General features: G+C 63.1%; 12 protein-coding genes and 1 riboswitch. Of the genes, 6 read left to right on the top strand and 6 right to left on the bottom strand.

The window, feature by feature from the left end:
* Positions 1-273 precede the first annotated feature (273 nt).
* The 4 genes from rlmN (at position 274) to QN224_RS18840 (ending at position 4,632) form a co-directional block, all read left to right on the top strand.
* The gene (gene rlmN / locus QN224_RS18855; RefSeq protein WP_283977918.1) at positions 274-1,509 is read left to right on the top strand and encodes a 23S rRNA (adenine(2503)-C(2))-methyltransferase RlmN; all 1,236 of its coding nucleotides are present in this window, start codon (positions 274-276) and stop codon (positions 1,507-1,509) included.
* 260 nt (positions 1,510-1,769) lie between these two features.
* Entirely contained in the window at positions 1,770-2,723 is a 954-nt protein-coding gene (locus tag QN224_RS18850) for an ABC transporter substrate-binding protein (protein ID WP_173508700.1), read from the top strand.
* 239 nt (positions 2,724-2,962) lie between these two features.
* A complete protein-coding gene (locus tag QN224_RS18845; protein ID WP_283977917.1) occupies positions 2,963-3,841 on the top strand; it encodes an ABC transporter permease in 879 nt (292 codons plus the stop codon).
* Positions 3,838-4,632 (top strand): ABC transporter ATP-binding protein, encoded by a 795-nt coding sequence (locus tag QN224_RS18840; RefSeq protein ID WP_283977916.1) that lies wholly within the window; start codon positions 3,838-3,840, stop codon positions 4,630-4,632. Before QN224_RS18845 ends, QN224_RS18840 begins: the two co-directional genes overlap by 4 nt.
* A gap of 221 nt (positions 4,633-4,853) precedes the next feature.
* Here QN224_RS18840 and QN224_RS18835 read toward each other — a convergent pair whose 3' ends face one another.
* Complete coding sequence (locus QN224_RS18835; protein ID WP_173510114.1) at positions 4,854-5,495, bottom strand: LysE family translocator; 642 nt, start codon at positions 5,493-5,495, stop codon at positions 4,854-4,856.
* A gap of 221 nt (positions 5,496-5,716) precedes the next feature.
* On the opposite strand from QN224_RS18835, the gene QN224_RS18830 reads away from it, so the two are divergent.
* Positions 5,717-6,934: an argininosuccinate synthase gene (locus QN224_RS18830; RefSeq protein ID WP_283977915.1), complete on the top strand. Its 1,218-nt coding sequence runs from the start codon at positions 5,717-5,719 to the stop codon at positions 6,932-6,934.
* Positions 6,935-7,010: 76 nt separating this feature from the next.
* On the opposite strand, the gene QN224_RS18825 is transcribed toward QN224_RS18830, so the two are convergent.
* From QN224_RS18825 to QN224_RS18805, 5 genes are all read right to left on the bottom strand, one after another.
* The gene (locus tag QN224_RS18825; RefSeq protein ID WP_283977914.1) at positions 7,011-8,249 is read right to left on the bottom strand and encodes a multidrug effflux MFS transporter; all 1,239 of its coding nucleotides are present in this window, start codon (positions 8,247-8,249) and stop codon (positions 7,011-7,013) included.
* Positions 8,246-8,737, bottom strand: a complete 492-nt coding sequence (locus QN224_RS18820; protein ID WP_173508695.1) for a MarR family winged helix-turn-helix transcriptional regulator — start codon at positions 8,735-8,737, stop codon at positions 8,246-8,248. Before QN224_RS18820 ends, QN224_RS18825 begins: the two co-directional genes overlap by 4 nt.
* 116 nt (positions 8,738-8,853) lie before the next feature.
* Positions 8,854-10,680, bottom strand: a complete 1,827-nt coding sequence (locus QN224_RS18815) for an ABC-F family ATP-binding cassette domain-containing protein (RefSeq protein ID WP_283977913.1) — start codon at positions 10,678-10,680, stop codon at positions 8,854-8,856.
* Between the two features lie 4 nt (positions 10,681-10,684).
* Entirely contained in the window at positions 10,685-11,335 is a 651-nt protein-coding gene (locus QN224_RS18810) for a thiamine diphosphokinase (RefSeq protein WP_283977912.1), read from the bottom strand.
* A 178-nt stretch (positions 11,336-11,513) separates the two neighbouring features.
* The gene (locus tag QN224_RS18805) at positions 11,514-11,999 is read right to left on the bottom strand and encodes a GNAT family N-acetyltransferase (protein WP_173508692.1); all 486 of its coding nucleotides are present in this window, start codon (positions 11,997-11,999) and stop codon (positions 11,514-11,516) included.
* Between the two features lie 183 nt (positions 12,000-12,182).
* Positions 12,183-12,296, top strand: a riboswitch (TPP riboswitch).
* A gap of 48 nt (positions 12,297-12,344) precedes the next feature.
* Here QN224_RS18805 and thiB point away from each other — a divergent pair.
* Complete coding sequence (gene thiB, locus QN224_RS18800) at positions 12,345-13,370, top strand: thiamine ABC transporter substrate binding subunit (protein ID WP_283977911.1); 1,026 nt, start codon at positions 12,345-12,347, stop codon at positions 13,368-13,370.
* Positions 13,371-13,372 lie beyond the last annotated feature (2 nt).

Raw genomic sequence — 13,372 nt, 5'->3', positions numbered from 1 at the left:
CGTTTTATCCTCGAATCGGCGCCGATTTTGAGGAAACATGCAGTAACACGGCACAATCCGATGCGAGGGCCGGGCCATTGGCGCCGGCCTTTTTGCATTCGAACCGCGGCGTCATGGTGACTCGCGGCGAAAAGAATGCTAAAGCGCCGCCAAATTCAGAGCCCCGCGCCTCATTGCCGCGCTCGAAGGCTCGCCAGTTTTCAATTCGAGCATCGGGACATGATCCGGGATCCTTCTCCGGACGGGCCTTCGCTGTATGACAGGACATCAAGCATGGCAGCCACTGAAATCTTGAACAGGGTGGACATCGTCAAGGCGCCGCAGGTGCGCCCGATGCCGCAGACCGAGAAGCCATCGCTGATCGGCCTTGTGCGCGAGGACATGGCCAAGCTGCTCGTTGAAAGAGGCGTGCCGGAGCGTCAGGTCAAGATGCGCGTCAGTCAGCTCTGGCACTGGCTTTATGTGCGCGGCGTTTCCGAATTCGACCAGATGTCGAACGTCTCCAAGGACATGCGCGAAATGCTCAAGGAGCATTTTACCATTGCCCGGCCGGAGATCGTCGAGGAGCAGATTTCCAACGACGGCACGCGCAAGTGGCTCTTGCGCTTTCCGCCGCGCGGCGCCGGCCGGCCGGTCGAAATCGAGACCGTCTACATCCCGGAGGAAGGCCGTGGCACGCTCTGCATCTCGAGCCAGGTCGGCTGCACGCTCACCTGTTCCTTCTGCCACACCGGCACTCAGAAGCTGGTGCGCAACCTGACGGCGGAAGAAATTCTCGCTCAGTTGCTCCTTGCCCGCGACCGGCTCGGCGATTTTCCCGAGCGCGATACGCCGCAAGGCGCCATCGTGCCTGCGGAAGGCCGTAAGATCACCAATATCGTGATGATGGGCATGGGCGAGCCACTCTACAATTTCGAGGCCGTCAAGACCGCGCTCCTGATCGCGTCCGACGGCGACGGCCTTTCGCTCTCGAAGCGCCGCATCACGCTCTCGACCTCCGGCATCGTGCCCGAGATCTACCGCACCGGCGAGGAAATCGGGGTGATGCTGGCGATCTCGCTGCATGCCGTGCGCGACGATCTGCGCGACATGCTGGTGCCGATCAACAAGAAGTATCCGCTCAAGGAACTGATGGAAGCCTGCCGCGCCTATCCGGGCCTGTCCAATGCGCGCCGCATCACCTTCGAATATGTGATGCTGAAGGACGTCAACGACAGTCTCGAGGACGCCAAGGAACTGGTGAAACTCTTGAAGGGCATTCCGGCGAAGATCAATCTCATCCCCTTCAATCCCTGGCCGGGCACCAACTATCAGTGTTCGGACTGGGAACAGATCGAGAAATTCGCCGACTTCATCAATCAGGCCGGCTATGCATCGCCGATCCGCACGCCGCGCGGTCGCGACATCCTGGCCGCCTGCGGCCAGCTCAAGTCGGAATCCGAACGCATGCGCAAGGTCGACCGCCTTGCCTTCGAGGCAATGATGATCGCCAATCACGGCGAGGATTGACACGGCTGATTGGCCTCTTATCCGTCTCCCGGCACCCTCTCCCCGCAGGCGGGAAGAGGAGTTGCGTGAGGGGCAATCTCGCCGGCGGCTTATCCAAAGTCGTCGCAATCGATGAAGAAGTTTGATGGATGAAGCTGTTCCCATCGATTGATTTCATTGCTTCGCTTTCCTAAGAAAGCTGCGAAATCATCTGGAGCGGGATGAGGAACTTGCAAGGCGGCTTTTCCGCCAGCATCCCGCTCGCCAAACGGAGGACATCCATGCGCTCACTTCTCATCGCCCTTGCCGCCACCGTGGCGCTTTCGCTGCCGGCACGCGCCGACGAGGTAACGGTTGCCGTAACCGCAATCGTCGAGCATCCCGCGCTCGATGCTGCCCGCGACGGCGTCAAGGATGCGCTCGCCGCTGCCGGCTACAAGGAAGGCGAGAACCTCAAGTTCATCTACGAGTCGGCGCAGGGCAATCCGGCGACCGCGGCGCAGATCGCCCGTCAGTTCGCCGGCGAAGCGCCGAGTGTCATCGTGCCGATCTCGACGCCTTCCGCGCAGGCCGTGGTTTCCTCCACGCGCGACATCCCCGTCGTCTTCACCGCCGTTTCCGATCCGCTCGGCGCGCAGCTCGTCAGGGACATGGAAAAGCCCGGCGGCAACGTGACCGGCCTCTCCGACATGTCGCCGGTTGCCGAGCACGTGGCGCTGATCAAGGAGATCCTGCCGAACGCCAAGTCGATCGGCTATCTCTACAATTCCGGTGAGGCGAACTCCGTCTCGCTGCTCGCCGCCCTGAAGGCCGAAGCCGAGAAGGCAGGTCTGACCGTAGTCGAGTCCGCCGCGACGAAATCGGCGGAAGTCCAGGGCGCCGCCCGCGCGCTCGTCGGCCGCGCTGACGCGATCTACGTTCCGACCGACAACACGATCATCTCCGCGCTTGAAGGTGCCGTCGCGGTGGCCGAGGAAAGCAAGCTGCCGCTCTTCACCGCCGACACCGATTCCGTTTCGCGCGGCTCGGTCGCGGCCCTCGGCTTCAACTACTACGACGTCGGCAAGCAGACCGGCGACGTGGTCGTCCGTATTCTCAAAGGTGAAAACCCGGGCGATATCGCTGTCAAGGTTGCTGCCGGCACCGACCTCGTCCTCAACAAGGCCGCCGCGACGAAGATGGGCGTGACCCTGCCGGAAAGCCTCATCAAGCGCGCGACCCGCGTCATCGAATAACGACTGCGTTCCTTTACCGACGCAAGTTGGTTGCCTTTTTGCCGCCCCCGTTCCATACGGGGGCGCTTCACGACTGCATGTTCCGTAAATCGGAGCCGTTTTAAGGACAAAAACATGCAGCAACTCAAAAGTGCTATAGCGACCCCTGCGTCTGATAAGACGTGTGGCGCCGTAGGAACCAAACACGTTTCGCGCATCCGGCGGGTTTTGCGCGAAACATGACTGAAAAGGGCCGAGCGTTGAGTCAAATCGCTTTCTGGGGAGCCGTGGAACTGGGGCTCGTCTATGCCTTTGTCGCCGTCGGCGTCTTCCTTGCCTTCCGCGTGCTCGACTTTCCCGACCTGACGGTCGACGGGTCGTTTCCGCTCGGCGCGGCGGTCACCGCGGTCCTGATCATTGCGGGTGTCAATCCGTGGCTCGCCGCAGCCGTCGCGATGGTCGCCGGTGCCGCGGCCGGCATCGTCACGGCGCTGCTTAACGTGCGCTTCCGCATCCTCAATCTGCTCGCCTCGATCCTGACGATGATCGCGCTCTTCTCGGTGAACCTGCGCGTCATGGGCAAGCCGAACGTCGCGCTGATCAATGCCGACACCATGCTTTCGCCATTTTATGGGCTGGGCCTCCGGGACTTCTACGTTCGCCCGCTCTTCGTCGGCATTCTTGTGCTCGCGGCCGTCCTCATCGTCTGGCGCTTTCTTGAGAGCGACGCCGGCCTCGCCATGCGCGCGACCGGCGCCAATGCCCGCATGGCCCGCGCCCAAGGGGTCGATACCAGCCGCCAGATCTATCTCGGCATAGCGATCTCCAACGCGCTGGTTGCTTTTGGCGGCGCACTCTTCGCCCAGACGAACGGCTTTGCCGACGTAACCTCCGGCGTCGGCACGATCGTCGTCGGCCTTGCGGCCGTCATCATCGGCGAAACGCTGTTCGGCGCCCGCGGCATCCTGATCGCGCTCGCCGGCTGCGTGCTCGGCTCGATCCTCTACCGCATCGCCATCCAGCTCGCGCTGTCGACCGACATGCTCGGCCTGCAGGCCTCCGACCTCAATTTCGTGACCGCGGCTCTCGTCACCGTGGCGCTCGTCCTTCCTCGTCTGCGTCGCGGAGGTGCCGCATGATCAGCGTCAAGAACATCAAGGTCGTTTTCGGCAAGGGCACGCCCTTGCAAAAGCAGGCGCTGAACGGCGTCACCTTGACCATCGAGGAAGGTTCCTTCGTCACCGTGATCGGCTCGAACGGGGCCGGCAAATCGACGCTGCTCGGCGTGCTCGCCGGAGATGTGCTGCCGAGCGAAGGCGAGGTTACGATCGGGCACACGGACGTTACACGCAAAGGCACGGCGGCGCGCGCCGGCCTCGTTGCGCGCGTTTTCCAGGATCCGCTCGCCGGCAGTTGCGGCGCGCTTTCGATCGAGGAGAATCTGGCGCTTGCTGCGAGGCGCGGCGAAAGCCGCGGCCTGACGCCGGCGCTCGGCGCGAAACGTCGCGAACACTTCCGCGAACGGATCGCCGAACTCAATCTCGGGCTCGAAAACCGCCTGGGCGACCGCATGGATCTCCTGTCCGGCGGCCAGAGGCAGGCCGTCTCGCTGGTGATGGCGACCCTTGCCGGATCGGAGGTGCTGCTTCTCGACGAGCACACCGCGGCGCTCGATCCGGGCATGGCGGAATTCGTCATGAACCTCACGCAGAAGATCGTCACCGAACGCAAGCTGACGACGATGATGGTCACCCACTCGATGCGGCAGGCGCTCGACTACGGCCATCGCACGATCATGCTTCACGGCGGCGAGATCGTGCTCGACGTCGCCGGCGACAGCCGCAAGACGCTTGAGGTCGAGGACCTCATCGCCATGTTCCGCCGCGTCCGCGGCCAGACGCTGGACGACGACGCACTGCTGATCGGCTGAGCCGCCACATCGGCCCTTCCGCCGCCATCGCCCCCTCATCTGCCTGCGGGCATCTTCTCCCCGTCATCACGGGGAGAAGAACGCATGCCGCGACGTCAGCGCCTCAAGCTGCTGCATGCATAGCGAGGAAACGGGGGAGCGTGCCGCTCGTCCCTTCTCCCCGCTTGCGGGGAGAAGATGCCGGCAGGCAGATGAGGGGCAAAAACCAGCCGCCGCGTACCTCACCGCGCCTGTGTCAGGAAGATCTTGACCGCAAAGACCGAGAATACGCCGGCGAAGCTGAAGTCGAGAGCGCGCATGAAGCGCTTGTTGTTCTGCAGCCAGGCGGCGAGCCAATCGGCGGCAAGCACGACCATGGCATTCACCGGCATGCCGATGACGATGAAGAAGAAACCGAGGAACAGGAGCTTGCCGGTGACCGACGGATCGTTCGCGCTGACGAACTGCGGCAGGAAGGTCATGAAGAAGATCACGACCTTTGGGTTGAGGATGTTCACCCAGAAGCCGGTCGCGACGTTCGAGACGGCCGTTCCCTTCGCCCCGTCGATCTTCTTCACCGAAAGCGTCGAGCCGTGGCGAATTGCCTGAAGGGCGAGCCAGAAGAGATAGGCGGCCCCGCCCGTCTTCAGCACCATGAAAGCGGTCGGCGACGCGGTGATGAGCGCCGAAATGCCGAAGGCGACGAGCATCGTGTGAACGACGATGCCGAGGCCGGTGCCGAGTACGACGAAGAGCGCGGCCTTCCTCCCTTGCGCCAGGGATCGGCTGATCGAAAGCGTCATGTCCGGTCCGGGCGTTGCCGCCAGCAGCAGGCTAGCGGCGGCAAAGGCGAGCAGCGTCGGCAGGCTGGGCACGAAGTCCATGGCGAATTCCTCAATGAGATGATTGCCGGTGATACCGCCGGACACGCTCTTTTGCCAGCGGATTCCTCTGTCCGCTCATGATACTGGCTGTCGCGATGTCTCCTTGCGTGTCAATTTTCGCCGGGCGCCGCTGTAATGCTTGTATCCCTTCAAGTTCTGGCTAAAGTGCCGCAGATTTTGCACGCGGCATTGCCGCTTCCCAGAGCAGACGGACAAACATCATGGCATCGCACAAAGACGTGAAGAAGGTCGTTCTCGCCTATTCCGGCGGTCTCGACACCTCGATCATCCTCAAGTGGCTGCAGACGGAACTGGGCGCCGAAGTGGTGACCTTCACCGCCGACCTCGGTCAGGGCGAAGAACTGGAACCGGCGCGCAAGAAGGCCGAAATGCTCGGCATCAAGGAAATCTACATCGAGGACGTGCGCGAAGAGTTCGTCAGGGACTTCGTGTTCCCGATGTTCCGCGCCAATGCCGTCTATGAGGGCGTCTACCTGCTCGGCACCTCGATCGCCCGTCCGCTGATCTCCAAGCACCTGATCGACATCGCCAGGAAGACCGGCGCCGACGCGATCGCCCATGGCGCGACCGGCAAGGGCAACGACCAGGTCCGCTTCGAACTCTCGGCCTATGCGTTGAACCCGGACATCAAGATCATTGCGCCCTGGCGCGACTGGTCGTTCAAGAGCCGCACGGACCTGCTGGAATTCGCCGAGAAGCACCAGATTCCGGTCGCCAAGGACAAGAAGGGCGAAGCGCCCTTCTCCGTCGACGCCAACCTCCTGCACTCCTCCTCCGAGGGCAAGGTGCTGGAAGACCCGGCGCAGGAGGCCCCTGAATACGTGCATATGCGCACGATTTCGCCGGAAGCCGCACCCGACAAGGCCACCATCATCAAGGTCGGCTTCGAGCGCGGCGACGCGGTTTCGATCAACGGCGTGCGCATGTCGCCGGCGACGCTGCTTGCCAAGCTCAACGAATACGGCCGCGACAACGGCATCGGCCGCATCGATCTCGTCGAGAACCGCTTTGTCGGCATGAAGTCGCGTGGTGTCTACGAAACGCCCGGCGGCACCATCCTGCTGGCGGCGCACCGCGCGATCGAGAGCATCACGCTCGACCGCGGCGCCGCGCACTTGAAGGACGAGCTGATGCCGCGCTATGCCGAGCTCATCTACTACGGCTTCTGGTTCTCGCCGGAACGCGAAATGCTGCAGGCGGCGATCGACAAGAGCCAGGAGCATGTCGAAGGCGAAGTGACGCTGAAGCTCTACAAGGGCAATGTCATGGTCACCGGCCGCGAAAGTCCGAAGTCGCTCTATTCCGACAAGCTGGTCACCTTCGAGGACGACCAGGGCGCCTACGACCAGAAGGATGCCGCCGGCTTCATCAAGCTCAATGCGCTGCGCCTGCGCACCCTCGCCGCGCGCAACCGCTGAAGCGGCTGCAGAATCGTTTGAAATCAAAGACCGCGGCAAAGCAATCTGCCGCGGTCTTTCTGTTTCGGATGGAAGTCTATTCCGCCGCTTCGCGCAGCCCGTCATCGGCGGCCGCCGGCGCGGACAACGGCCGCAGGCGAACGGTCTTGCGGTACCAGAAATAGCTGGCTATGGAGGCGAGCCCAAAGCCCGGGATGATCGTGCCGAGCGCTAGCGCCGGCACGCCGACGAGGGCGGCAAGCGCGCCGCCGAGAAGTCCCGCGCTCATCTGGATGAAGCCCATCATCGCGGAGGCCGTGCCGGCGATATGCGGAAAGGGCACCATGGCAGCGGTCATCATGTAAGGCATGACGAAGGCGATGCCGAAGGCATAGACGCCGACCGGCGCCATCACCGACAGGAAACCGGGCGTGAGCGCATGCATGGTGAAGGCGAGCAGAACGCTGGCGGCACCGATGAAAGAAAGGCCGACGGGGACGAGCGCCTGCGGGGTGAAGCGCCGCATCAGCAGCCGCACGCTGACCGTGCCGGAAAAGAAGAAGCCCGACTGCATGAGCATGCCGACACCGAATTCGGTCGGCGTCAGGCCGACTTGCCCGATCAGCACGAAGGGCAGCATCGTCGCCTGTGCATAGAGCGCGCCGACGGCCCCGGCGATCACCAGCGTCGACGACAGAAAGCGGCTGTCCTTCAGGAGTTCGCGATAGGCGGCGAAAATGGGCCCGATACGCCCCTTGCTGCGGTCGGGCGTCACCGTTTCCAGCATGGAGAACTGAACGGTGAAGCAGGCCATCAACGCGAAGCCCACCATCAGGAAGAAGATCGACTGCCAGCCGAAGAGGCCGAGGGCAAGGCCGCCAAGCGTCGGCGAAACCGCAGGACCGATCGCCAGCATCATCCCGATCATGTTCATGATGCGGGCGGCCGTAGTGCCGGTGAACTGGTCGCGCACGATGGCGCGCGCCACGGTCATGCCGACGGAGGCACCAATCCCCTGCACCAGGCGTCCGGCCAGCAACACGCCGACCGAGGGTGCAAAGGCGGCCATCAGGCTGCCGGCAAGATAGATGGCCATGAAGATCAATGTCGCCGGGCGGCGGCCGATGACGTCGGAGAGCGTGCCCGAGACGAGCTGGGCGAAAGCGAAGCCGCCGAAATAAAGCGATAGCGTCATCTTGATCGCCGCTTCGCTCGAGGCAAAGGCGCGGACGAGCTCCGGCATCGCTGGCGTATAGAGCGCCATGGAGACCGGGCCGAGCGCCACCAGGAACGCGCCGATGATGCTCGTGCGCCGTTCGCTCATCTTGAGCGTCATTGGGCTGGTCCTTTTTCCTTGCCGGTTTCCTTGCCGGCGAGGCAGGGGTCGAGCCGCCGGAGATTGTCGCGCAGGATCCTGAGGTTGCCGCAGAGCATTTCGCGCTCCGCTTCATCGAGACCTGCGGTATAGGCGTTTATCATTTCGCGAAGCCCGGCCATAAGCTCCGTCAACAACGGATCGGCGCTGTCGGTGATGACGACGTTTTTTGCGCGCCGATCGGCCGGATCCGGCACACGCGCAACCAGTCCCAGCCCCTCGAGCCGGTCGAGATAGGCCGAGAGCGTCATCGGTTCTATACCCATCCGGGTGGCGATTTCCGCCTGTTTGATGCCTTCGGTCAGCGCGACCTGGATCAGCGTGCGGGCCTCGCCGGGCGTGATCCCGAGATCCATCGCATTCACCTTCCGGTCGAACGCGCCGCGCAGCAGCCGGGAGACATCAGTCAACAGCATCCCGATCGTTTCGGATTCGATCTTTATCGGCATCACAATCATTCATGAGCGGAATAATAAGTTTTCCTTATCATATCCGACGCAGCCGTTCAACGAGCGAGTGCTGCAGCGTCCTTTGCGTGTCTGATAAGACGCGTGGCGCTGTGGGGTCAGCCCTCTAGTTCCTCGCGCAGCATTTCAAGCTCCAGCCATTCCTCTTCCATCCGCGCGAGCCCTTCCCTCAACTTCTCCAGTTCGGCGGCGATTTTTGCAAAGCCATTCGGGTCTTTCGAAAAGAGATTGGGGTCGGCCATCTTCTCTTCGTGCTTGGCGATCTCGGCTTCGGTCCTGGCGATCTCCTTCGGCAGGTTTTCGAGCGCAAACTTCTGCTTGTAGGAGAGCTTGGCCTTGGCCTTTGGCGCTTCGGACGGAGCAGCCGGAGCATCGCTCGACTTTGCCTTTTCCGCCTTTTCGACCTTCCGCCTCTCTTCGATCGCACCTTTGCGCTGCGCCATCATGTCGGAATAGCCGCCCGCATATTCGATCCAGCGGCCGTCCGGCGCCTCCGGATTGGCCGGCGCGATGGTCGAGGTCACCGTACGATCGAGAAAATCGCGGTCGTGGCTGACGAGAATGACGGTGCCGGCGAATCCGGCGACGATCTCCTGCAGGAGGTCGAGCGTTTCGATGTCGAGGTCGTTGGTCGGCTCGTCGAGGATCAGAAGGTTGGTGGCGCGCGCCAGAATGCGCGCCAGCATCAGCCGCGCCCGTTCGCCGCCCGAAAGCTCGCGGATCGGCGTGCGGGCCTGCTCCGGCTGGAAGAGGAAGTCCTTCATGTAGCCGGTGACGTGGCGCTGCTCGCCATTGACGAGGAGGTTGTCGCCACGGCCGTCGGTCAGGTAGTGCGCCAGCGTCTCGTCTAGGTTCAGGTCCTCGCGCTTCTGGTCGAGCGTCGCCATCTCGAGGTTGGTTCCGAGCTTGACGGTTCCGGAGTCCGGCTCGATCTGGCCGGTCAGAAGTTTGAGCAGCGTCGTCTTGCCGGCGCCATTCGGGCCGACGAGGCCGATCCGGTCGCCGCGGTGGACACGGATCGAGAAGGGCGCGACGATCGTGCGATCGCTATAAGCCTTGGTGATCTTTTCCGCTTCGATGACGAGCTTGCCGGATTCCTTGGCGTCCGCCGCCGCAGCCTGCACCGTGCCCTGCGGCCCCTTGTGGCCGCGATAACGCGTCCGCATGTCCTGCAGTTCGCCAAGACGACGCATATTGCGCTTGCGCCGGGCCGTGACGCCGTAGCGCAGCCAATGCTCCTCGCGCTCGATCGCCTTGCCGAGCTTGTGCTGCTCCAGTTCCTCGGCCTCCAGCACCTCGTCACGCCACGCCTCGAAATGGCCAAAGCCGCGGTCGAGCCGGCGCGACTGGCCCCGGTCGAGCCAGACGGTCGCCGTCGAGACCTTTTCGAGAAAGCGCCGGTCGTGCGAGATGAGCACGAGTGCCGAGCGGCTGCGGGTGAGTTCGTCCTCCAGCCATTCGATGGTCGGGAGATCGAGATGGTTGGTGGGCTCGTCGAGGAGCAGGATGTCCGGCTCCGGTGCCAGCACACGGGCAAGTGCCGCACGCCGCGCCTCGCCCCCCGAGAGCCGCTTCGGATCCTCCTCGCCTGTCAGCCCAAGATGCTGCAGCAGATAGGCGACGCGATAGGGATCGTCGCCCGGGCCGAGCCCCGCTTCCGCATAGGCCTGGACGGTGTCGAAGCCTTCGAAATCCGGCGCCTGATGCAGATAGCGAACGGTCGCCGACGGGTGACGGAAGATTTCGCCCGATTGCGGTTCGACGAGGCCGGCGGCCATCTTCATGAGCGTGGACTTGCCGGAGCCGTTGCGCCCGACGAGGCAGATGCGGTCGCCAGGCTCGACCTGCAGGTTGGCGCCCGCAAGCAGCGGCGCGCCGCCGAAGGTCAGGAAGATGTCATCGAGCTTCAGAATGGGTGGCGCCAAGGCTTCAGGCTCCGGAAAGATCATAGGGACGGGCGAGAATAACCGCCCGGCCGGATTTCAAGGAAAAGCGGACCGGTCCCTCCGCAATGTTGGAAATGGTCCGGGAGGAACCGAAGGGCAAGGCGAAGCCGTCGAGCGGATAGCGCGCGTTTTCGATGGAAAGGCCGGAAAGCGCACTGAGCCCGAGAATTGAAAAAAGGCTGCCTTTCGGCAGGTCGATCTCCCGTGCGCCGGGCAGCAGCGGATAGGCTTCCTCCTCGCCTGAGGTCATTAGCGCCGGCAGCCCCTCTTCGGCGATCGCCACGGCTCGCAGCAGATGCAGGAAGGCGTGGTCGCTTCTGGTGCCGCCGAGGGCGCCGGCGAAGATCAGCGACGTTGCGCCGCGCGCGACCGCAGCCTCGACCGCGATCTCCCCGTCGGTCGCGCCTTTTGCCGCCGGATAGCTCTCACGCGGAACCTCGGCGAACGTGGCAAGCAACGCATCGTCGGTCGAGTCGAAATCGCCTACCCAGAGTTCGGGAACGATGCCAAGCGTGCTCGCGTGGCGCATGCCGCCGTCGGCCGCGATGAAGCGGCTACCCGAAAGCTGGCTCGCAAGCCGCTCGGTGCGGGTGAGCGTACCGCCGAGAAGGATGGTGAAGGTCGATTGGGCCATGGCAGAAGCCCATAGCGCAAAGGCACGACCAGATCACGATGATTTTGGGTCGAATCGACCAAAATCATAACCGTGATCGATTCTAACGGGTTAGACCGGGACGCGCGCGGAAAACCGCGCACTTTTCCTCATCCCGCTCTAAAGGCCGAAAGCCATTTTGCGGCAGCAAAGGTGCGCATCAGCTTTCCGACGGGGCCTCGCCGGGAAAGAGCATGCCCGCATAAATACCGGGCGTCGAATCCGGTATCTCCACGGCACCGACTGCACGGGCATAGAAATCGGCGGGACCGACGCCACCGATGACGGCATAGCCGTAGCCCGCGGCCCGCATCGCCATCAGGCTCTCGATGAGCAACGCCTCGCCGATCCCCTGACCACGCATGCTTTCCTCGACGCCCGTCGGCCCGAAGAAGCCAAGCGCCGTCACGTCATGGCAAGCGAAGCCGACGACGCGGCCTTCGTGGACGGCGATGTGAATTCTGGTCGGCATTGACGAGAAGGCGGCTTCAGCCTCGCCGACCCAACCGGCGCCAAACCGCTCTTCGATCCAGGCAAGCACGATCCCGCGTTCCGGAGCCATCGCCCGGCGAACGCTGATGCCGGGCCCGAGCCGGGAAGCGCGCCTTTCAGGCAAGGCATAGAGGCGAACGAGCATGTCTGGCATGAGAGTATCTCCCGGCTACATCGCGTCTGATTGGACGCGCAAAGGACGCTGTACGTTGAATTGCCGCAGCAGGCGAACAAACGCCGCCGACAGTTGTTTGGTTTAATAGCGCAGATGGCTTGGACGGCAAATGTTTCCGCCGAAACCCGGCTTGCCAGACCTGCCGCCGAAAGCTAAATCTTTGCTGCTCTAACGGGGTGCCTCGGTCCGCTTGCGGAACCAAGGCTGAGAGGCTCAAGCCAACCCGCGGAACCTGATCCGGTTCATACCGGCGGAGGGATTAGAAGCGATCGGACCGATGCGCCCTTTTCCCGCAACATCAACAGAGGGAGAGAGGTGCCCGTCATGTCCAGTCCGCTTTACACCAAATTGCTTAGCCGGCTTGCGCTAACTGCAATCGCGGCAGCCTTGCCGTTCGGCGCCAGCGCCGCCGAAAAGAAGCTGACGATCTACACCTATGAGAGCTTCATCACCGAATGGGGGCCGGGCACGAAAGTCGCCGAGGCCTTCGAGAAGACCTGCGGCTGCGACGTCGACTATGTCGGTGTCGCCGACGGCGTCGAGCTTCTGACCCGACTGAAGCTCGAAGGCGAGCAAACGAAGGCCGATATCGTGCTTGGCCTCGATACCAACCTCGTCGCGGAAGCCAAGGCGACAGGCTTTTTCGCGCCGCACGGCCTCGACACTTCCGCCGTCAAAGTTCCCGGCAACTTTTCGGACGAAACTTTCGTCCCCTACGACTACGGCCATTTCGCCGTGATCTACGATACCGAAACGCTGAAGAACCCGCCGAAGAGCCTGAAGGAACTGGTCGAGGGCGATCCTTCGCAAAAGATCGTCATCGAGGATCCCCGCACCTCGACCCCGGGCCTGGGACTGCTGCTCTGGGTGAAGTCAGTCTATGGCGAGGAGGCCGCCGCCGCCTGGGCCAAGCTCAAGAACCGCGTGCTGACCGTGACCCCCGGCTGGTCGGAAGCCTACGGCCTCTTCACCAAGGGCGAAGCGCCGATGGTGCTCTCCTACACCACCTCGCCCGCCTACCACATGGTGACGGAAAACACCGAGCGCTATCAGGCCGCTTCCTTCGCCGAAGGGCACTACATCCAGATCGAAGTGGCCGGCATGACGAAGAACGCGAAGGAGCCGGAACTCGCCAAGGAGTTTCTGGCGTTCATGACCGGCCCCGACTTCCAGTCGATCATTCCGACGACCAACTGGATGATGCCGGTGGCGGCAACCAGGGAACCGCTGCCGGACGCCTTCGGCAAGCTCGTCAATCCGGAAAAGACATTTCTGATGTCTTCCGAGGAAGTCGCGGCCAACCGCAAGGCCTGGATCGACGAATGGCTGACCGCCATGAGCAAGAACTGAGG

Origin of the sequence: Sinorhizobium sp. 7-81, from assembly GCF_030124405.1 — a bacterium.
GTDB classification, from domain to species: domain Bacteria; phylum Pseudomonadota; class Alphaproteobacteria; order Rhizobiales; family Rhizobiaceae; genus Sinorhizobium; species Sinorhizobium psoraleae.
Note: the sequence above shows the minus strand (reverse complement) of the source record. Positions and strands in the feature narration are given on the sequence as shown.